Origin of the sequence: Micromonospora sp. NPDC049107 (assembly GCF_040648595.1) — a bacterium.
In the GTDB taxonomy this organism is placed as follows: Bacteria; Actinomycetota; Actinomycetes; order Mycobacteriales; family Micromonosporaceae; genus Micromonospora.
In genome coordinates, this window is the sequence record NZ_JBEZEC010000009.1 from 147059 (window position 1) to 166144 (window position 19086).

Annotated in this window: 10 protein-coding genes and 1 pseudogene; 6 read left to right on the top strand and 5 right to left on the bottom strand. The window is 71.0% G+C overall.

The window, feature by feature from the left end; genetic code table 11:
- Position 1: 1 nt before the first annotated feature.
- Together AB0B55_RS22675 and AB0B55_RS22680 are read right to left on the bottom strand one after the other, a co-directional pair.
- Positions 2-697, bottom strand: coding sequence for a response regulator (locus AB0B55_RS22675; RefSeq protein WP_357173505.1), 696 nt, complete (start codon positions 695-697; stop codon positions 2-4).
- Entirely contained in the window at positions 694-2274 is a 1581-nt protein-coding gene (locus AB0B55_RS22680) for a sensor histidine kinase (protein ID WP_357173508.1), read from the bottom strand. Before AB0B55_RS22680 ends, AB0B55_RS22675 begins: the two co-directional genes overlap by 4 nt.
- A 90-nt stretch (positions 2275-2364) precedes the next feature.
- Here AB0B55_RS22680 and AB0B55_RS22685 point away from each other — a divergent pair, with 90 nt between their 5' ends.
- Positions 2365-3753, top strand: a complete 1389-nt coding sequence (locus AB0B55_RS22685) for a cation:dicarboxylase symporter family transporter (protein WP_357173511.1) — start codon at positions 2365-2367, stop codon at positions 3751-3753.
- A gap of 108 nt (positions 3754-3861) precedes the next feature.
- Here the strand turns inward: AB0B55_RS22685 and AB0B55_RS22690 are convergent, their stop codons facing one another.
- Positions 3862-7035 carry a hypothetical protein gene (locus tag AB0B55_RS22690; RefSeq protein ID WP_357119570.1) on the bottom strand — a complete coding sequence of 1058 codons (3174 nt, stop codon included), beginning with the start codon at positions 7033-7035 and terminating at the stop codon, positions 3862-3864.
- Positions 7036-7466: 431 nt separating this feature from the next.
- Here AB0B55_RS22690 and AB0B55_RS22695 point away from each other — a divergent pair.
- From AB0B55_RS22695 to AB0B55_RS22705, 3 genes and pseudogenes are all read left to right on the top strand, one after another.
- Positions 7467-8597 (top strand): annotated as a pseudogene (locus AB0B55_RS22695) (serine/threonine-protein kinase); the annotation flags it as partial.
- Positions 8598-9188: 591 nt separating this feature from the next.
- Positions 9189-9686 carry an RICIN domain-containing protein gene (locus AB0B55_RS22700; protein WP_357173871.1) on the top strand — a complete coding sequence of 166 codons (498 nt, stop codon included), beginning with the start codon at positions 9189-9191 and terminating at the stop codon, positions 9684-9686.
- Positions 9687-9799: 113 nt separating this feature from the next.
- A complete protein-coding gene (locus AB0B55_RS22705) occupies positions 9800-11947 on the top strand; it encodes an FUSC family protein (protein WP_357173514.1) in 2148 nt (715 codons plus the stop codon).
- 10 nt (positions 11948-11957) lie between these two features.
- Here AB0B55_RS22705 and AB0B55_RS22710 read toward each other — a convergent pair whose 3' ends face one another.
- Positions 11958-15845: a COR domain-containing protein gene (locus AB0B55_RS22710; RefSeq protein ID WP_357119561.1), complete on the bottom strand. Its 3888-nt coding sequence runs from the start codon at positions 15843-15845 to the stop codon at positions 11958-11960.
- Positions 15846-15994: 149 nt separating this feature from the next.
- On the opposite strand from AB0B55_RS22710, the gene AB0B55_RS22715 reads away from it, so the two are divergent.
- Positions 15995-17032: an aminotransferase class V-fold PLP-dependent enzyme gene (locus tag AB0B55_RS22715; protein ID WP_357119558.1), complete on the top strand. Its 1038-nt coding sequence runs from the start codon at positions 15995-15997 to the stop codon at positions 17030-17032.
- Between the two features lie 75 nt (positions 17033-17107).
- Here the strand turns inward: AB0B55_RS22715 and AB0B55_RS22720 are convergent, their stop codons facing one another.
- A complete protein-coding gene (locus AB0B55_RS22720) occupies positions 17108-18280 on the bottom strand; it encodes an acyl-CoA dehydrogenase family protein (RefSeq protein WP_357119555.1) in 1173 nt (390 codons plus the stop codon).
- 84 nt (positions 18281-18364) lie between these two features.
- On the opposite strand from AB0B55_RS22720, the gene AB0B55_RS22725 reads away from it, so the two are divergent.
- The gene (locus AB0B55_RS22725) at positions 18365-19030 is read left to right on the top strand and encodes a TetR/AcrR family transcriptional regulator C-terminal domain-containing protein (RefSeq protein WP_357119552.1); all 666 of its coding nucleotides are present in this window, start codon (positions 18365-18367) and stop codon (positions 19028-19030) included.
- The last annotated feature ends 56 nt before the right edge of the window (positions 19031-19086 follow it).

Sequence of the window (19086 nt, forward strand, 5' to 3'; positions counted from 1 at the left end):
CTCACCGGGGCCGGTATTCAACCTCCGGGCGGCCGGGGGTGCCGTAGCGGGGGTGGCGGACGGCGCTGTCGATCGTCACCAGGTACTCCAGGTAGCGGCGGGCGGTCACCCGCGAGATGCCGGTCGCCGCGCTCACCTCGGTCGCGGACAGCCCCGCCCCGGGAGTGGACCCGTCGGCCAGCGCGGCGCGTACCCGGGTGAGGGTCTGCGCGTCGAGCCCCTTGGGCAGGCTGTGCCCGGTCGCGCCGCGCAGCGTGGCGAACATCCGGTCCACGTCGTGCTGGGCGGCCACCTCGCCGTCGGCGAGCGCCTGTGCCCGGTAGTCCGCGTAGCGGTCCAGCTTGTCGCGGAACGCCGCGAACGTGAACGGCTTGAGCAGGTAGTGCGTCACCCCGAGGGAGACCGCGGTGCGCACCACCGCGAGGTCCCGCGCGGACGTCACCGCGAGGACGTCGACGCTGCTGCCGGCCGCGCGCAGCGCCCGGCAGACGTCCAGGCCGTGCAGGTCGGGCAGCCGAAAATCCAGGAGTACGAGGTCCACGTCGCCGCCGTCGTTGGCGCGCAGGGCCGCCATCGCCGCCCGTGCGGTGTGTGCCACCCCGACCACCGCGAAACCGGGCACCCGCTCGGTGTACTCGGCGTGCGCCTCGGCCAGCAGCGGCTCGTCCTCGACCACGAGCACCCGGATGTCGTTCACGGCCGGGTCCCCGGGAGTCGCACGGTGAACAGGCTGCCGCCGGCGTCCGAGCGGGTCACCTCGGCGCTGCCGCCGTGCCGGCGGACCACCTGCCCGATCAGGGCCAGCCCGAGCCCCCGCCCGGTGCTCTTGGTGGACCAGCCGCGCCGGAAGGCGTCCGCCACCCGCTCCTTCGCCAGCCCGGGTCCGCTGTCGGCGACCCGAACCACGAGTTCGTCGTCGACGGTGCCGACGAAGACCCGCACGGTGCGCGGCGGGGGCGTACCGGCGACGGCCTCCAGGGCGTTGTCGACCAGGTTGCCGACGACGGTGAGCAGGTCGTTGGTCGGCAGCGGGCTGTCGTCGAGGTGGCAGTCCGGCTCGATCACCAGGTCCACGCCGCGCTCTCCGGCCTGCGCGGACTTGCCGAGCAGCAGGGCGGCCAGGGCCGGCTCGGTGACCGCGTCGACCACCCGGTCGGTCAGTTGCTGGGCGAGGGCGAGGTCCCGGGTGCCGAGCCGGACCGCCTCGTCGGCGCGGCCCAGCTCCACCAGCGTGAGGACGGTGTGCAGCCGGTTGGCCGACTCGTGCGTCTGCGCCTGCAACGCCTGGGTGAGCGCGCGCACCGAGTCCAGCTCGCTGGCCAGGGTCCGTAGCTCGGTCTGGTCGCGCAGGGTCAGCACGGTGCCGAGCGCCGCCCCCTCGAAGCGGGCGGTCCGCTGGTTGGCCACCAGCACCCGGTCACCGGCCAGCAGGGGCTCGTCGAGGGCGTCGCGACCGGCCGCGAGCAGCTCGGCCACCGCCGGTGGCAGGTCGACCTCGGCCACCGCCTGGTCGGTGACCGGCTCGTCGGCGTCGAGGCCCAGCAGTCGCCGGCCCTCGTCATTGATCAACGCCACCCGCCGGTCAGTGGTCAGCACCACCAGACCCTCGCGCACCGAGTGCAGGACCGCGTCGTAGTACTCGTACATCCGGGTCATCTGTGTCGGTCCCAGGCCGTGGGTCTGGCGGCGCAGGCGGCGGCTGAGCAGCCACGAACCGGTCGCGGCGAGCGCGAGCGCCGGTACCGCGACGCCGAGCAGCACGGGGAGCTGGCGCAGCAGCTTCCGGTTGATCGCGCGGGTGGTGATGCCCACCGAGACCAGGCCGACGATGCGCCCCTGCTGGTCGTACACCGGGACGACCGCGCGCACCGACTCGCCGAGCGTTCCGACGTTGGTGGTGGTGAACGCGTGGCCCGCCAGGGCGGGCCCGATCTCCCCGACGAACGGCTCGCCGATCTGCTCCGGCGTGGGATGGGAGAAGCGGGTGCGGTCGGGGGCCATCACGACCACGAAGTCCGTCCCCGTGGCCTTGCGGGTCGACTCGGCGTACGGCTGCAGGGTGCGGGCGGGGTCGGCGGTCGTGAGGGCCGCGCGGACGTCGGGGGAGCCGGCGACGGTCTGGGCGACCGCGAGCACCTCCTCCTGCGCGGCCTGGCGGGAGTCGACGCGGGCCAGCCAGACGGCGCCCGCCGCCCCGGCCAGCACGAGCAGGGTGACCACCACCGCCTGGAGGGCGAAGAGCTGCCCCGCGATGCTCCACTGCCGTCGGGCCACCTCCGGCACCTCCTCGGACTTCTCCCGGTGAGCGGTGAACAGAATGACCGCAAGGCTGTCAACGGGTGAGACGCGCTTCACATTGTCGACATGGACACCACCGCATCCACCACCACGGCGGAACCGTCGGCCCGTCGGGACCGTACCCGTTACCTGTACCTGGCCGTCATCGTGGCCGTGCTCGCCGGCATCGTCGTCGGCCTGGTCGCCCCCGATTTCGGCAAGGAACTCAAGCCCATCGGCACGGGCTTCGTCAACCTCATCAAGATGATGATCAGCCCGGTCATCTTCTGCACGATCGTGCTCGGCGTCGGCTCGGTCCGGCAGGCCGCGAAGGTCGGCAAGGTCGGCGGCCTGGCCCTCGGCTACTTCCTGACCATGTCGACCGTGGCGCTCGCCATCGGCCTGGTCGTCGGCAACCTCATCCACCCCGGCTCCGGCCTCGACCTGGGTCAGGACCTCGCGGGCGCCGGCAAGGCCGCCGCCGGAGACGAGGCCGGCGGTACGACGGAGTTCCTCCTCGGGATCATCCCGACGACGCTGCTCTCCGCGCTCACCGAGGGCGAGGTGCTCCAGACGCTGCTGGTCGCGCTGCTCGTCGGCTTCGCCGTCCAGGCGCTGGGCCGACGCGGTGAGCCCGTGCTCGGCGCGATCGCCGTCATCCAACGGGTCGTCTTCAAGGTCCTCGCGATGATCATGTGGCTGGCGCCGGTCGGCGCGTTCGGCGCGATGGCCGCCGTGGTCGGCGCGACCGGCGTGGACGCCCTCAAGAGCCTCGCCCAGATCATGGTCGGCTTCTACGTCACCTGTCTGATCTTCGTGCTGGTGGTGCTGGGCGCGCTGCTCTGGTTCATCGCCCGGATCTCGATCTTCTCGCTGCTGCGCTACCTGGGTCGCGAGTTCCTGCTGATCCTCTCGACGTCGTCGTCGGAGTCGGCGCTGCCCCGCCTGATCGCCAAGATGGAGCACTTCGGCGTCAGCAAGCCGGTCGTCGGCATCACCGTGCCGACCGGCTACTCGTTCAACCTCGACGGCACGGCCATCTACCTGACCATGGCGTCGCTGTTCATCGCCGACGCGCTGGGCAAGCCCCTCGCGGTCGGGGAGCAGATCTCGCTGCTGCTGTTCATGGTGATCGCGTCCAAGGGCGCGGCCGGCGTCACCGGCGCCGGGCTGGCCACGCTGGCCGGTGGCCTCCAGTCGCACCGCCCGGACCTCGTCGACGGGGTCGGCCTGATCGTCGGCATCGACCGCTTCATGTCCGAGGCGCGGGCGCTGACCAACTTCGCCGGCAACGCGGTGGCGACCGTGCTGGTAGGCACCTGGACCGGCGAGTTCGACCGGGAGCGGGCGGCCGAGGTCCTGCGCGGCGACGATCCGTTCGACGAGGCGACCATGCTCGACCACCACGACGACGAGGAGTCCGAGCCGCGGCGGTCCGAAGACGACGAGGCGGTTACCGCAGGTGTGAGAACCTGATCCGGAGCTTGGGAGCCCTCTGCGGTCGCCTGCTCATCGCTGACGAGGACGTGACCGCGTTGCGAGGCGAGCGGCGCGACCGCAGGGGGTTCCACCGAAGCCGACCATCTATCGGGAGGGCCGGTCCGGGAGCGCGAACGGATCCGCCAGGCCGAGCATCCGGTGCAGGTGAGTGACCTGCTCACGGGCGGGCCCGATCGGTTCGGTAGGTACGCCGCGCTGAACAGCGCGCAGCAGTCCTTCCGCGAGCGTTAGCCCGTCATCCTCGCGCGCCGCCACTGTGGTCACGATCCGTTCGCTCTCCGTCGGGTTGCTCACGAGGTCGTCCATCCTGAGGCGTCCGAAGATCTTCCTCAGGTTCGCCGCGGAGAATCCCGGAGCATCGTCGACCAGTTGCCGGATGAGCAGGCTCCGCTGCCGTGGCAGGGGCGTGAGCGCGAAGGCCCAGGCGTACTGCTCGGCCCGCATGTCGCGCCGCTGCGGATCCTGTGGCGACAGCAGTAGTTGCAGAAAGAGTGCCGCTTCGGACACCAGGAACGGCTCGCCGTCGATCTGGTGCAGACCGGGAACGCCAGCTTCTTGCCAGTACGGCATCAGGTCGTAGAGGCATTCCCGAACGTCGTGTCCGGTCTGCACGAACGCCGACCGACGCAGGGACCGCCCGATGCGGCTGTCCGCCGCGACGAACACGTCCGGCGCCATGGCAGCTACCCGACGATCAAGCGGCTGGGTGTCCGGACGGGTATCCGGTGGCCAGGGCAGCGACTCGTAGACGCTGATCTCGGCGCCGTCCTCGGGGCGTACCTCCAGGCGGGTGGGAGACACATCCAGCCGCCAGGCCACCCGAAGCGTCTGCCATATCCGCTTGCGGTCCTCGGCGTCGAGTTGGCTCTGCCACAGCAGCGCCTGCCGTCGCCAGTTGTCGACAACCGGCTCCCCGACCAACTCGACCGCGTCCACGGGGCCGTCCGACAACAGCAGCACGAAGCAGGCCAGGTTCGCCGAGAACGCCGCCTGCCGCACGGCGGCCGGTGTCCGCCGAGGTTCGTATTCGCCTCTCGTCCAGGTGGGGTGGGGGTATCCGACGTCAGGCAGGAGCTCCAGGGCCAGCTCGCGGCAGATCCCACGCCGCCGTGGGTCCAGTCGCCCGAGCATTCCCCGGCAGAACTCCCACAGCGGAGTTCGCCGGGTGATGGTGACGAATGATGTCGCCCCGTACAACGGGCCGGGATCGATCACACCCTGACGCCGTCGCTGATGGACGCGTTCTTCGGCGAGATCGACAAGGGCGGCGACAATCTGTCGGGCGGCCAGAAAATCGCCGAAGGTGGCGTGCAGGAATTCGAAGCTGCGTTCCGGTCCGCTGGTGTCCCGGGACGCTCGCGACTCGTGGATGAAGAAGAACCGACCGACCATCAGCTGGCTCATGGTGAGCGCCCGGTCGGCAGACTCGGCCGACGGCGAGCGCAGGTCTTCTTTCCACAGCAGGTGCGGGATGTCAGCATCCAGTTCGGCTTCCAGGATCACCTCACCGCTTCGGTTCAGGATGGCGATGGCGACCGCCATCAGACGGCGCCATTCCGCAGCGATCTCGTGGGCGCGTTGGTCGTCGGTGTGGCCGCGCTCCTGTTTGTCGACCTCGCGTTCGACGAAATCAGCGAAGAGTCGTTCGTAGAGTTCCACGCGGCGCATGTCGCCCTCGGCGTTCTGCAGGCCGTTGTCACCCGCGTCATAGAGCGCCAGCAGGAGAAGCAGCAGTGGCTGACTCGCCAACTCGCCATGTGCGAGGGCTGTTTCGGCGGACAACGGCCGCAACCCCCGGGCGGTGAGGCTGGCACCGTTGTGGTCGTTCCACACGTCGAGCCACGCCCGGATCTGCGGTTCTCCGAACGGTTCGAGTCGCAGCACCACGGACTTGTCCGGGAACCGCGCTCGGTCGGCGACGACGGTACGGCTGGTGACGAGCACGGCGACCGGACGGTCAAGTTCCTCCTCGCGCTGTTGGAACAGCCGGATCTGGTCGAGGTAGTCCGCGTGGTTGATCCCGGTGGCTTGCAGCAACTCGTCGAAGCCGTCCAGGATGACGACGGGCAGCGCGTCGCCCGCGCGGCGGGCGAGGTCGGGCCAGGAGACCCGTTCGCCGAGCATCTGCACGAGCGCCTCCTCAATCTGCCCCTGGATCGAGGAGTCAGCGGGAACGTTGCGTAGTTCGACTCGGATGACCAGGAAGTCGGCCGGAGGAAGCCGGGCGGCGAGAACCCTCGTCATCGCGGACTTGCCTGAGCCGGGTTGGCCCAGTACGACGAGCGGGCTCTCGACGGCGTTCGGTCCGGTCAGGTGCGCCAGCAGGAAGGCGTGGACGTCATCGAGGCGGGTGGACCGTGACCACCACGTCTCGGTGGCGGGAAGATCGTAGGGCCCGGCCACCGCGACCCGGCCGTGCGGGTTGACGTAGCCCTTGCCCAGGCTGGGAAGCACGACGTGGCGAGGCGCATGCGCGGAGGCCAGGATGGCTCGGTCCAATCCGGCCCGGTACCGCCGGCCGAGACCGGCCAGGACGGCGTCGACGGCGGTCGCAGCCGACACGGCGCGCAGATCGGCAAGCTGTCTGGACAGGTCGGCGACCGAGTCCCGCAGCAGCGCGCGGGTGGCCTCGGTGTCGACCATGCTCGCCCAGACCCCGAACTCGGGGGCCTGCGTGATGAGTGCCCGGTACGCCTGCGTATACCGGTCAATCGCGATCCGCCGTACGTCTCCTTCGATGGCCGCGATGGTCTCGGTGACCCGGTCGTCGCGTGCCTCGAAGGCGCTGAGACCGTGCAGGAAGTCCCGCAAGGCTGCCGCCGCTGATCCGAAGTAACCGCCGAGCGCGGCGATCGTCGCCTCGAAGGGTTGGTGCGGCGCGGGCATCGGAGGCGGTGTGTCGATGAGCACCCGCACCAGGTCGGCGTAGCGGTCGACGACCGCCGTCGAGGTGGTGATGGCGACCTGTTCGCCGGCGGTCAGTGCGGCATCGGCCAGGTCGACCTCCGGATGGTCGGCCAGGGCGATCTCAAGCGCCTCGTAGAAGGCGGTGACGACGATGATCGCGTGGGCGGCTACGAGACGTTGCGTGCGGTCGAAACGCCGTAGGCCAGCGATCCGCTCGTGCAGGCCGGCCATTGCCGAGTTGCCCCAGAGGATCAGTTCGCGGCCCAGGGAAAGGAGGTCGGCTCCGCCGAGGCCAGCCGCGGTCAGGCCGGCGGCAGCTACGCCGCTCGTCGCGCCGACGGCTCGTATCACGGGATTTTCCGGGCTGCCAAGCAGACGAGCCGCATCGGCATAGCACAGCGGGCGGGAGCGCATGTGCCGCACCGTAGTGCAGCGACTACGGGCGGGCAACGCCTGCCTTTCCCGCTTTGGGATGTTCCCATATCTTTTGGGAGTTGGTTGAGGGGCCGAATCCTTCAGCGGCAATCGATGCCCGATGCCTCATCTCCACTCCCGCGGTAGTTGGGCGCTCGGCCTAGCTGAATTTGAATTCATGACTAATTCGCGGCACTGCCGATATACGTGTCGGTAACGTTGCTCTGGGCGACTGGGCCAGGTCAACGGCGCATATGTATCGAATGGCGGATGGTTGTCACCGGAAGCCTTATGTGAAAAAGCCAACTGCCGCTTATTGACGGTCCCGAGAAATTGGGTGTGTAAACAACGCCCGGTACCTTCCTGACGTGCCCGATGCCCCTCGACAGGTGATCGCCGATCGTTACCGGCTGGTCCGTCCCCTCGGCCAGGGCGGGATGGGCCGCGTGTGGCAGGCCCGCGACGAGATGCTTCAGCGCGACGTCGCCATCAAGGAACTGGTGGCACCGCCCGGCCTGCGCGACGACGAACGTCGGGAGATGCGCGAACGGTCCATGCGCGAGGCGCGGGCCGTCGCCCGCCTGGGCCACCCCAACGTGGTACGCGTCTTCGATGTTCTGCACTCGGGCGGCGACCCCCTGATCGTGATGGAACTCGTCCCGTCCCGGTCGCTGCACCAGGTGCTCGAAGCCGACGGGCCGCTGCCGGTGGACCGCGCCGCGCGGATCGGGCTGGGCCTCCTGGGCGCGCTGCGGGCCGCACATCGGGCCGGCGTGCTGCACCGCGACGTCAAGCCGGCCAACGTGCTGCTCGGCGACGACGGCAGGGTGGTGCTGACCGACTTCGGTCTGGCCACCCTTCCGGGCGACCCACGGATGACCCAGACCGGGATGGTGCTCGGCTCGCCGGCGTTCCTCGCGCCCGAGCGGGCCACCGACGGCGACGTGGGGCCGGCCGCCGACCTGTGGTCACTCGGCGCCACCCTCTACGCGGCCGTCGAGGGGCGCACCCCGTACCACCGCTCGTCGCCGCTCGCCACGCTGGCGGCCCTGGCCACCGAGCCGCCACCGCCGGCCCAGCGAGCCGGTCGGCTGACCCCGCTCCTGGAAGGACTGCTGCGGCGGGAGCCGGACCAACGGATCGGCGCGGACGAAGCCGAGCGACTGCTGCGTCAGGCCGCCGCCCCCGAGACGCACTCCACCCCGGCAATGCCCGCCGTGGCCGTGCCTGCCGTGGCGGTGCCCGCGGTAGCCGTGCCTGCCGTCCCGGTGTCGGCTGCCGGCGCCCCCACCGTGCCGGTGGTCAGCGCCGATGACATGGCCGGCAACGACGCCACCGACCCGGTGTCCCGTCCGGCGATCGTGCCCGAGTTCGTCACCGCCGACGGCCCGGCCGCGTCGTCGACGGTCCACGACGAGCCGTCGCCAGGACCAGCGCGCCGTCGTCGGGCTCGGTTGATCGGGTCGCTGGCCGCCGCGCTGCTGCTCGTCCTGGTGGTGACGACGTCGCTGCGGTACGGCGGAATGCTGGGCGGTGCGGGCGTCCTCGGATCGTCGGACCCGAGCGACAACCCGAACATCGCGGAGATGCCGGTGTCCCGGGTGCTGCCGCCCGCGCCCGCCGGATGGCGCTACTACCGCGACGACCCCCGCTTCCTCGTGCCGGTTCCGGACGGTTGGCAGGCGCGCCGCGACGGCGAGCGCGTCGTCTTCCGCGAGCAGGACGGCAGCCGGGTGCTCGTCATCAACGAGCTTCGGGCCGTCCCGGCGGACCTGGTCGCCGCCCTGCGGCAGCGCGAGGACGCGGAACGCGGGCGGTACACCCAGTACCGGCCGGTCCGGCTCGCTGCGCTGCGCTACCAGGCGCGGGCCGCCGAATGGGAGTGGACGTACACCGACCGGGACGACACACCGACCCGCATGGCGAGCCGGCTGTTCGTCGGCCACAACGGGCACGCGTACTCCATCGACTGGACCACCTCCGCCGCCGAATGGTCCGCCAGCGCGCCCGTGTTCGCGCTGATCACGGATGGTTTCCAGGGCCTGCCGGCGGCGACGGCTCCGCCCCGGTCCCCCGGCCCGCCACCGTCGATGAGCGTCGGGCCGCCGGCGTCCACCGGGACCGGCAGCGGCACGACCACCGCACCGCGGAACCAGGCGCAGCAGCCGTCCGCTCCGCCGTCCCCGACGAAGTCCAGCGCGCCCGCCGGCAAGCAGATCTCCAGCTTCGCCAGTGACCGCTGCATCGACATCCAGGACGGCAACCCCTACGCCGGCGCGCGACCGCAGATCTGGGACTGCCGGCGCACCGCCAAGCAGCTGTGGACCTTCCCGTCGGACGGCACGGTCCGGTCCATGGGTATGTGCCTGGACGTCGCGGGCCACTCCACCCAGGACGGGGCCGCCGTCATCCTGGCCGAATGCTCCGGAGCGTCATCGCAGAAGTTCACCCTCAACAAGGCGTACGACCTGGTGAACACCAAGGCGGACAGATGCGTCGACGTGGTCGAATCGAACCCGGACAACGGCGCCCAGTTGCAGATCTGGCAGTGCACCGGCAACGCCAACCAGAAGTGGCGGGCCATCTAGCCTCTGGATCCTGAGCACGGCGGTGAATTGCCGCGAAACCCATCGCCCCGGGCGGGTCGCGGCGGAGAATGGTGGACCGGACAGGGGCGCTGCGACGAACCGGGGGAGCGGTCGTGCTCGGAACCAGCCTCCTCGGTCGGCTTCGCCGCCGTGACCCGGGTGACGCCGTCCTGCGGCGCGCGGCCCGGCTGACCCTGGTCGCGTCCGTCCTCTTCTACGCCTGCCGCTACGGCGTGGGCAGCCCGCTGCTCGCCACGTACGCGCTGTTCGGCACGATCGCCGCCGGGGCGTTCGCGCAACTGCCCGGCCCGGCGTCACAACGGGCGCGGATCCTCGTCACGTCGCTGCCGGCGGTCTGGGCGTTGATCGCCGCCGGCACGCTCCTGGCGTGGAACACCTGGGCGGCGGCCGGCGGGATGCTGGTCATCGGGTTCGTCGTGGCGTTCGCCGGGGTCGGTAACCCGCGACTGGTGGGTCTGGCCAGCGCGTTCCAACTCTTCTACATCCTGGCGTCGTTCCCGCCGTACCAGCCGGACAGCCTGCCGCAGCGCCTCGGCGGGGTCACCCTCGCGATCGTGCTGCTCGCCGCGGCCGAGGTGGTGCTCTGGCCCGACCCGGTGCCCGTCTCCTACCGGCAACTGCTCGCCCGAGCGGCGGACAGCGTCGCGGCCTTCGTCGACGCCATCGCCGACGCGCTGACGGCCCCCGGCCACGGTGCTCCGGACGGGCGGCGCGAGCGGGCGTACGACCTGGTTGCCGTGCTCGGCTTGGCCCGCAACCCCCGGGAGTCGGCGCCCACGGCGGCCGGAGCGCAGGATCGGGCGCTGCGGATCTCCGCGGCGGCGCTGCGGGAGGTGCTGGCCACGGCGGACCGGCTCGCCACGGACGCCCCCTCGACGCCGATCCCGGACCTGGCGGCGGCGCGGCTGCTGCGCCCGTGCGCCGACGCGATCCGGGCTGCCAGCCGTAGCCTGCTTTCCGACGCGCCCCAGGCGGGCCTGCGCGACCTGGACGCCGCGATCGGCGCGGCTGAGCCGTCGGTGGGATCGGGCCCGCCGGACGTACCCCGGATGTGCCGGGACGCGACGGCGCTGGCCCTCGCCGACCAGGTACGGATCTTCGCCCTCGGCACCCGGATCGCCGCCGGGGCGCGCGTCGACGTCGACGCCTACCCCCGGCTCTTCGAGTACGCGCGACACGGCGCGTGGACGCTGTACTGGCGACAGTTCGGCGCCCACCTCGCGCCCCGCTCCGCGCACCTGCACAGCGCGCTGCGACTGGCGGTGGCGCTGGCGGTCGCCCGGGTGGCGGCCGGGGTGCTGCACCTCAACCACGGCTTCTGGGTGCTCCTGGCGACTCTCACCGTCCTGCGCACCTCGGCCGCCGACACCCGCACCGCGCTGCGACCCGCCGTGCTCGGCACCATCGCGGGCGTGGTCGCGAGCGGCCTGCTGGTGCTCGTCGTGCAGGAGCCGGTCGTGTACGCCGTCGTACTGCCGGTCTCGTTGCTGCTGGCGTTCGGAGTCGGTCGCCTGCTCGGCCCGGTGTGGCAGCAGGCGCTGTTCACCCTGCTGCTGACCGTCGTGTTCACCCAGCTCAGCCCCGAGGGGTGGCGACTCGCCGAGGCACGGCTGGTCGACGTCGGGCTCGGCGCGGTGATCGGCGTGCTCGCCGGTGTGGCCATGTGGCCGCGCGGCGCCGGCCACGACCTACGGCACAACGCCGCCCGCTATCTGGTGGCCAGTGGGACGGCGGTCGAGCGGACCGTCGAGGCGGTGCTCGGCGACGCCCGGCCACCCGAGCACGACTTCGACCGGGTCGGCCGGCGGATGATCCTGGTCGACTCGTCCTACTGCCAGTACCACTCCGAGCGCCACGACCCACGGCGCGCTCAGCTGAACTGGGACGCCGCCCTGAGCGCCGGGCACCACCTGGTGCCCGGCGCCGAGTCGTTGCTGCGCCGGAACCCGCCCGGCTGCCTGGCCGCCTGGCCGGCGGCCGCGGCACTGCTGCGGGACACGGCCGGGCACCTGCGGTCGGCGTACGACGACCTGGCCGGCGAGGTGACGCACGGTCGGGCGGCCGGGCCGATGCCCGTACCGATCGACTGCGTCGACGAGGTGGACCGGCTCCGCCCGCTGCTCGGCGACGTCGACTCCGCTGCGGTGCGGCACCTGGTGGAGGTCGACAGGTGGCTCGCCGGGCTCGCCGACAGCCTCAGCCGGATCCACCCGGACGCCGACGCGCCCCGGCGACCCTGAGCCGGCCCGGTCAGGGGATGACGGGCAGGCCGCTGTGGTACAGGTGCTCGAACTGGCGGTGTACCCAGAGGATGCGGCCGTCCGGGCGGACGACCTTGCGGAGATCGGCGATGGTGACGTCCTGGGCGCGCAGCGCGGCGTGCAGCGTCCGGAGGGTGGCGCCCTCGGCGATGACCGGCACCGGCGGTGCGCCCGGGGCCTGCTCCGCCAGACCGGCGCTGTGGTCGTCGGCGGTGAGGTGGTCGGCGGCCTCCGCCGCGGTCTTCAGTGTCTCGTTGGCCAGCGAGACCTGCTCTTCCACGGCCTTCCACTGCTCGTCGTCGAACTCGAGTTTGAGTTCGGCCACGCCCACGCCGAGCAGGGGCTTCAGGAGCATGGAGGTTGCCTTCAGGAGCGGGACGGCCCGGACCCACCACTCCCGGGAGACGTCGATCGAGTAGACGCCGGCGTCGCGTCGGGAGGGTTCCAGGACGTGCACGGGCTGGAGCGAGTGCTCGCAGTACAACGTCAGCCGCATCCGGATGGAGGTCCACTGCGGATTGCGTAGGGAGGACTCGACGGGAGTGAGGGTGAAGAGGCGCGGCCCGTCCGCGGCCTCGTCGTTGAGCTGCCACATCAGGGCCGTCAGCCGGGCGTTCACGCCCGCGAGGTTGGCCTTGACGGTGTCGCTGAGCTCGGTGACCCGCCGACTCAGGCCGCGGACCTGCCTGTCCACCAGGGCCATGCCGTCCTGCAGCACCGCGAGCGCGTCGTGCCCGGCGTGCGAGCCGCCCAACAGCGCGTCGATGGCGGGGAAGGCATCGCAGCTGGAGACGGGACACTGCGCCACGCTCTGACCGTGCGCGTCGCGCAGCTTGACGAGCTTGTCGACGTCGAACAGGCCCGCGCCCGGGGTGGGCAGGCCGCAGCCGTGCCGGCAGGCGACGAGGGCGACTGTGGTCAGGCCGGGCCAGAACCGTTCGATGCAGTAGCGGATTTCGTCGGTGACCTGTCGCAGGTAGGTGACGGCATCCGGGCCACGGACCTGGACCTGGACACCGACTCCGGTACGCACCGTGAGGAGCGCGCGGGCGCCGTACCGGCTCTGCAGGATCACACCCTGCTGCCAGTGCACGCCCTGCAACGAGTCGGGCTCCGTGTAGCGCTGATGGTGCAGACGCACGATGAGCCGGTACATCAGCGACTCGGGAATGACCACGGGACCCGCCGGGCCCTCCGAGATCCGGCACACCTCCAGGTACTCGCGGTCGCCGGAACGAAAGTCGACCCAGGCGCTGCGCAGGTCCGGCTGCGCGGCGGGGACGAGTTGCGCGATGAGGCTCACCGGCTCGGGCGAGGCGTCGAGCGAGACCTGGTACGTCAGCTCGAAGCGCCCCATGAGCGCCAGGAACAGTCGCTGTTGTTCCCTCGTGTAGAGCGTGCCGTCGGGCGCCTGCCCGGCACCCCACAGGCTGCCGAGCATACGGTGTGAAACGAGACCGAGGGCGTCGACGGCGTCTCGACTGTCGAGGACGGCGGCGATCGCGACGTTGAGCCAGTCCGGTTGGAGGATCACGAACGCGGCCAACGCGTCGTCGTCCGCGTAGTAGATCCACTTTCCCAGGTGGTGGGCGTTGCTGGCCAGCGCCCGCGCCTGGGCAACGGTCAGTCCCTGCGCCTCGGCCATCGCCTCGAAGTCGCGGTAGTCGATCACCTGCTGACCGTCGGCGGTGACGGCCTCGATCGTTCGCTGCCAGCTCGCCGGATAGTTGCGGTGCACGTGCGGGAGCGTGCCGGCGGCCACGGAGATCGCCTCCCGCAGCGCCTCCAGCCGGTCGTCCGGGACGGCGCTGTCGACCTCGTAGAAGCCGATGATCAGGTCACCGAAGCGCTGCTTGAGATGCCGTTCGTCGATGGCGTCCGCCCGCGAGGTCGGCCCGCCGTGCGACGCGACCACGAGCACCCGGGCGTCCGGGGCCCGGTGGGCGATCATGGCGATCCAGGACTCCACCATGCCGGCCGCGACACCCGGGCGTGGTTTCCAGACGACAACGTAGACGGCCGGCGCGCTGAAGAACAACTGGTGTGCCGGCTGGTAGGCCTGCTGACCGCCGAAATCCCACCCGTTCAGGGTGATCTCCCGACCGGCGTGGGTCACCACCAGCGACTTGATGTCCATGCCCTGCGTCTGGTGACGATCCCGCCACGGCTCGCCGCGCAACGCTCCGAGCAGCGAGCTCTTCCCCGCCTCGCCGGCGCCCACGAACAGGAGCTTCGCCTCCGAAATCGGTATCCCGTCGGCGGCGACGTTCCGGAGAAACGCCAGCAGCGCTTCAGTGCCCTCCGCCTCAGCGGCCAGCACCTCGGGCGGAAGTGGGTTGTCGTCGACGACGAGCGTCCGGAGCTCTGCGAGCCGACCGATGGCGTGGGGCAGGGTGGTGAGCTGATTGCTTTCCAGGTAAAGGCCGGTGAGGGAGGTCCAAGCGGCGACGGCGTCAGGTAGCGCGGTGAGCCGGTTGCCGGCTAGGTAAAGCCCGGTGAGGGAGGTCCAGGCGGTAACGGCGTCGGGTAGCGCGGTGAGGCGGTTGCTGTCGAGGTTCAGCTCGGTGAGGGCGGTCCAGGCGGCGACGGCGTCGGGTAGTGCGGTGAGCTGGTTGCCTTCCAGGTGCAGCTCGGTGAGGGAGGTCCAGGACGCGGCGTCGTCGGGCAAGGCGGTGAGCTCATTGTTCTGGAGGTAAAGGCTGGTGAGGGCGGTCCAGGCGGCGACAGCGTCGGGCAAGGCGGTGAGTTTGTTGCCGGTCAGGTGCAGCTCGGTGAGGGAGGTCCAGGCGGCGACGGCGTCGGGTAGTGCGGTGAGCTGGTTGCCTTCCAGGTACAGGACATTGAGGCAGCTCCAGGCGGCGACCGCGTCGGGTAGTGCGGTGAGCTGGTTGTGATCCATGTCGAGCCGGGTGAGGGCGGTCCAGGCGGCGACGGCGTCGGGTAGTGCGCTGATCTGATTGTTATCCAGGTTGGACTTTGTCATGGCGGTCCAAGCGGCGACGGCGTCGGGTAGTGCGGTGAGCTGGTTGTGATTCAGGTGCAGGACATCGAGGAAGGGCCAGGCGGCGACGGCTTCGGGTAGTGCGGTGAGCTGGTTGCTGTCCAGGTGCAGGTCGGTGAGGGCGGTCCAGGCGGCGACCGCGTCGGGTAGTGCGGTGAGCTGGTTGTTCTCCAGGTACAGCCCGCTGAGGGAGGTCCAGGCGGCGACGGCGTCGGGTAGCGCGGTGAGTTTGTTGCTGGCCAGGTTCAGCTCGCTGAGGGAGGTCCAGGCGGCGACGGCGTCGGGTAGTGCGGTGAGCTGGTTGCCTTCCAGGTACAGGACATTGAGGCAGCTCCAGGCGGCGACCGCGTCGGGTAGTGCGGTGAGCTGGTTGTGATCCATGTCGAGCCGGGTGAGGGCGGTCCAGGCGGCGACGGCGTCGGGTAGTGCGCTGATCTGATTGTTATCCAGGTTGAGCTTTGTCATGGCGGTCCAGGCGGCGACGGCGTCGGGTAGCGCGGTGATTCTGTTGTCGATCAGGTTCAGCTCGCTGAGGGAGGTCCAGGCGGCGACGGCGTTCGGCAGCGCGGTGAGCTGGTTGTTGTCCAGGATGAGCCGTTCCAGGGTGGTCCAGGCGGCGACGGCGTCGGGTAGCGACGAAAACCGGTTGCTACTCAGGTCCAACAGGGTGAGGGACGTCCAGGCGGCGACGGCGTCCGGCAGCGTGTCCAGCTCGTTGCTGGCGAGATCGAGGCTGACGACCTCGGCGAAAGCCCAGGTGTCGCGCAGCAGTTCGGTGAGGTCTTCTGAGGTGAGATCGAGACCGCTCAGGTCGACATGCCCAGTGGTGGCGGCATCAATGCGCTTCCGGGCCTCGACAAGCCTGCCGTCGTCCATGCCCGAGCAGCGTAGTCTCCCGTGCACAGTCGGTACGGCCGGCGCGGTCTGCCGTGCGTCCGGGTCGCGAGCAGGGATGCCCGCTGGCAGGCCGCCGATTGCCGATTGGCCGTGGCTGACCGTCGATGACCAGGCCTAACGTCGGTGGTATGGAGATCGCGCAGGCGCAGCAGTTGTGGAAGCCGGAGCCCGGCTGGTTGAACACCGCCTCGTACGGCTTGCCGCCCGAGCCGGGCTGGACGGCGTTGCAGGACTCCCTGGCCCAGTGGCGTGTCGGCAGCACCTCCTGGGAGGGCTGGGGCGACTCGGTGCAGCGGGCCCGGACGACGTTCGCCGGTCTGATCGGGGTGCCTGACGTCGACGTGGCCGTCGGCGCGACGGTCTCCCAGATGCTCGCGCCGGTGGCGGCGGCCCTGCCGGCCGGCGCCACCGTGGTCGTTCCGGACATCGAGTTCACCTCGAACCTGTTCCCCTGGCTGGTGCAGGAGGAGCGCGGCGTCACGGTCCGCACCGTGCCGGTGGACGGGCTCGTCGACGCGATCGACGCCGACACGGACGTGGTCGCGTTCAGCCTGGTGCAGTCGTCCGACGGCGCGGTCGCCGCGTACGACGAGATCGTGGCCGCCGCCCGCGCGCACGGCGCGCTGGTGGTGGTGGACGCGACCCAGGCGTGCGGGTGGCTGCCGTTCGACGGCAGCCGGGCCGACGTGGTGGCCGTGGGCGGTTACAAGTGGCTGATGAACCCGCGCGGCACCGCGTACGCCTATCTGGCCCCCGCCCTGCGCGAGCGGCTGCGCCCGGACGCGGCCGGCTGGTTCGCCGGGCAGGACCCGCACGCCTCCTATTACGGCCTGCCGTTGCGGCTGGCGGACGATGCCCGCCGGTTCGACATCTCGCCGGCCTGGTTCAGCTGGGTGGGCGCGGCCCCCGCCATGGAGCTGGTCGCCGAGATCGGCGTGCCGGCGATCCAGGCGCACAACGTGGCGCTGGCCAACCGGTTCCTGACCGGCCTGGGCCGGCCGGCGGGGGACAGCGCCATCGTCGCCGTTGACGTGCCCGACGCGGAACAGCGCCTCGCGGCGGCTGGCATCCGGGCGGCGGTCCGGGCCGGCCGGGTCCGCGCCTCGTTCCACCTCTACTCGACCGAGGCGGACGTGGACGCGGCGCTGACGGCGCTCGTCGGCTGAGGCCGGAAGGCCGGCCGCGCCCCGCAGTGGGGCACGGCCGGCCGGCGCTCAGGAGCAGAGGACTGACATTCGGGCTCAGGCCAGGTGACCGCCGATCTTCGTGTACCCGCGCAGCAGGTCCCGGGAGATGATGAGCCGCTGCATCTCGTCGGTGCCCTCGAAGATGCGGTAGAGCCGGACCTGCCGGTACCAGCGTTCGATGGGCAGCTCCCGGGTGTAGCCCATGCCGCCGTGGATCTGGAGCACCCGGTCGACGACCCGGTTGACCATCTGCGCGCCGTACAACTTGCCCATCGACGACGCGTGCCGGGGGTCGAGGCCCTGGTCGACGGTCCACGCCGAGCGCAGGATCAGCCAGCGGGCCGCCTCCAGTTCGGTCTCCGAGTCGGCGATCATCCACTGGATGGCCTGGTTGGTGCCGATCTTCGCGCCGAAGGTCTCCCGGGTGTTGGCGTACTCGATGGCCATCTGCAGGACCCGCTCGGCGATGCCGACGGCGTGCGACGGGATGGTGTAGCGGCCCTTGCCGATCCACTCCATGCCGAGGGTGAAGCCCTGCCCGATCTCGCCGAGGATGTTGCGGTGTGGCACCCGTACGCCGTCGAAGATGAGGGACGCCGGGCCGCCCTCGCCCATGGTCTGGATGAACTCCGAGCGCCAGCCCATGGCCCGGTCCACCAGGAAGGCGGTCGCGCCGCCGTTGCGGGCGCCCTTCTCCCGGTCGGTCACCGCGACGACGATGGCGAAGTCGGCGTCGTGACCGCCGGTGATGAAGGTCTTCTCGCCGTCGAGGATCCAGTCGTCGCCGTCGCGGCGGGCGGAGAGCCGGATGTTGGCGGCGTCCGAGCCGGCGCCCGGTTCGGTGATCGCGAAGCAGGACCGGCGCTCACCCTCGATCGTCGGGATGAGGAACTCCTGCTTCTGCTCCTCGGTGGCGTGGAACAGGATGTTGTCGGCCTCGCCGCCGAAGCGGAACGGCACGAACGTGTGGCCCAGCTCTGTCCAGATCAGCGACTGGAGGACGGCCGGCAGGTTCATCCCGCCGTACTCCTCGGGGGTCGCGAGACCCCAGAAGCCGAACTTGCGGGCCTTGAGTTGCAGCTCGCGGACCTCGGAATGGTCCAGACTCGGCTGGTGGGCCCGCTCCCGGCGAAGCACCTCCGCCTCCAGCGGCATCACCTCGCGTTGGATGAACGACCGGGCGGTGTCCCGCACCGCCCGCTCCTCGTCGGTGAGCGAAAAGTCCACGATGGTCCTCCTGGCGTCGGCGCGGCCGGTCACCACTAAACTAGCGGTGTAAGTTTTGCTGAGTCCAGTCCCGCGAGGAGCGTTGTGCCCCGACCCCGCCAGCCCCGGCTCACCCGGCAGCTGATCGTCGAGACAGCCACCGCGCTGATCGACGCCGAGGGCCTGCCCGCCTTCTCCACCCGCCGGCTCGCCGCCGCGTTGAGCGTCCAGGGGCCCTCGCTCTACAACCACTTCGCCACCAAGGACGAGATCCTCGACGCGGTCGCCGACGGGGTCACCGGCGCCGTCGACACCAGCGGATTCGCCAGCCGTGACTGGGCCGCCGCGCTGCGCGATTGGGCGTGGTCGTACCGGCGGGCGCTCACCGCGCACCCGAACATCGTGCCGTACCTGGCGCAGGGGCCGGGTCGACGTCCGGCCGCGCTCGCCATGGCGGACGCGGTCTACGGCGGTCTCGTCCGCGCCGGCTGGCCACCGGCCCGCGCCACCCACATCGGCGCGGCGCTGCGCTACTTCGTGGCCGGGTCGGCGCTCGGCTCGTTCGCTCGCGGCTTCGTCGAGGATCCCGAGCTGTACGCCGCGCACTACCCGCACCTGGGCCAGGCGCACCGGCTCGCCGAGCACCAGCAGAGCGTCGACGAGGGCGCCTTCGCCCTCGGCCTGGACGCGCTGCTGCACGGGCTGGCCGCCGAGTACGACCGCGCCGTCGGCCCCCTCGGCGCGGTGGAGTCCGGGCAGTCCAGCGGGTAGCGTCCAAACTCCCAGCGCTAGTTTCATCGTCCGTCCGCCGCTGAGCCGCCCGTCGC

Bases quoted from the DNA above. Each gene is read 5' to 3' on its own strand.
- AB0B55_RS22685 (WP_357173511.1), top strand. From the start codon at position 2,365: ATGGACACCACCGCATCCACCACCACGGCGGAACCGTCGGCCCGTCGG.
- AB0B55_RS22700 (WP_357173871.1), top strand. From the start codon at position 9,189: ATGAGCGTCGGGCCGCCGGCGTCCACCGGGACCGGCAGCGGCACGACC.
- AB0B55_RS22710 (WP_357119561.1), bottom strand. From the start codon at position 15,845: ATGGACGACGGCAGGCTTGTCGAGGCCCGGAAGCGCATTGATGCCGCC.
- AB0B55_RS22715 (WP_357119558.1), top strand. From the start codon at position 15,995: ATGGAGATCGCGCAGGCGCAGCAGTTGTGGAAGCCGGAGCCCGGCTGG.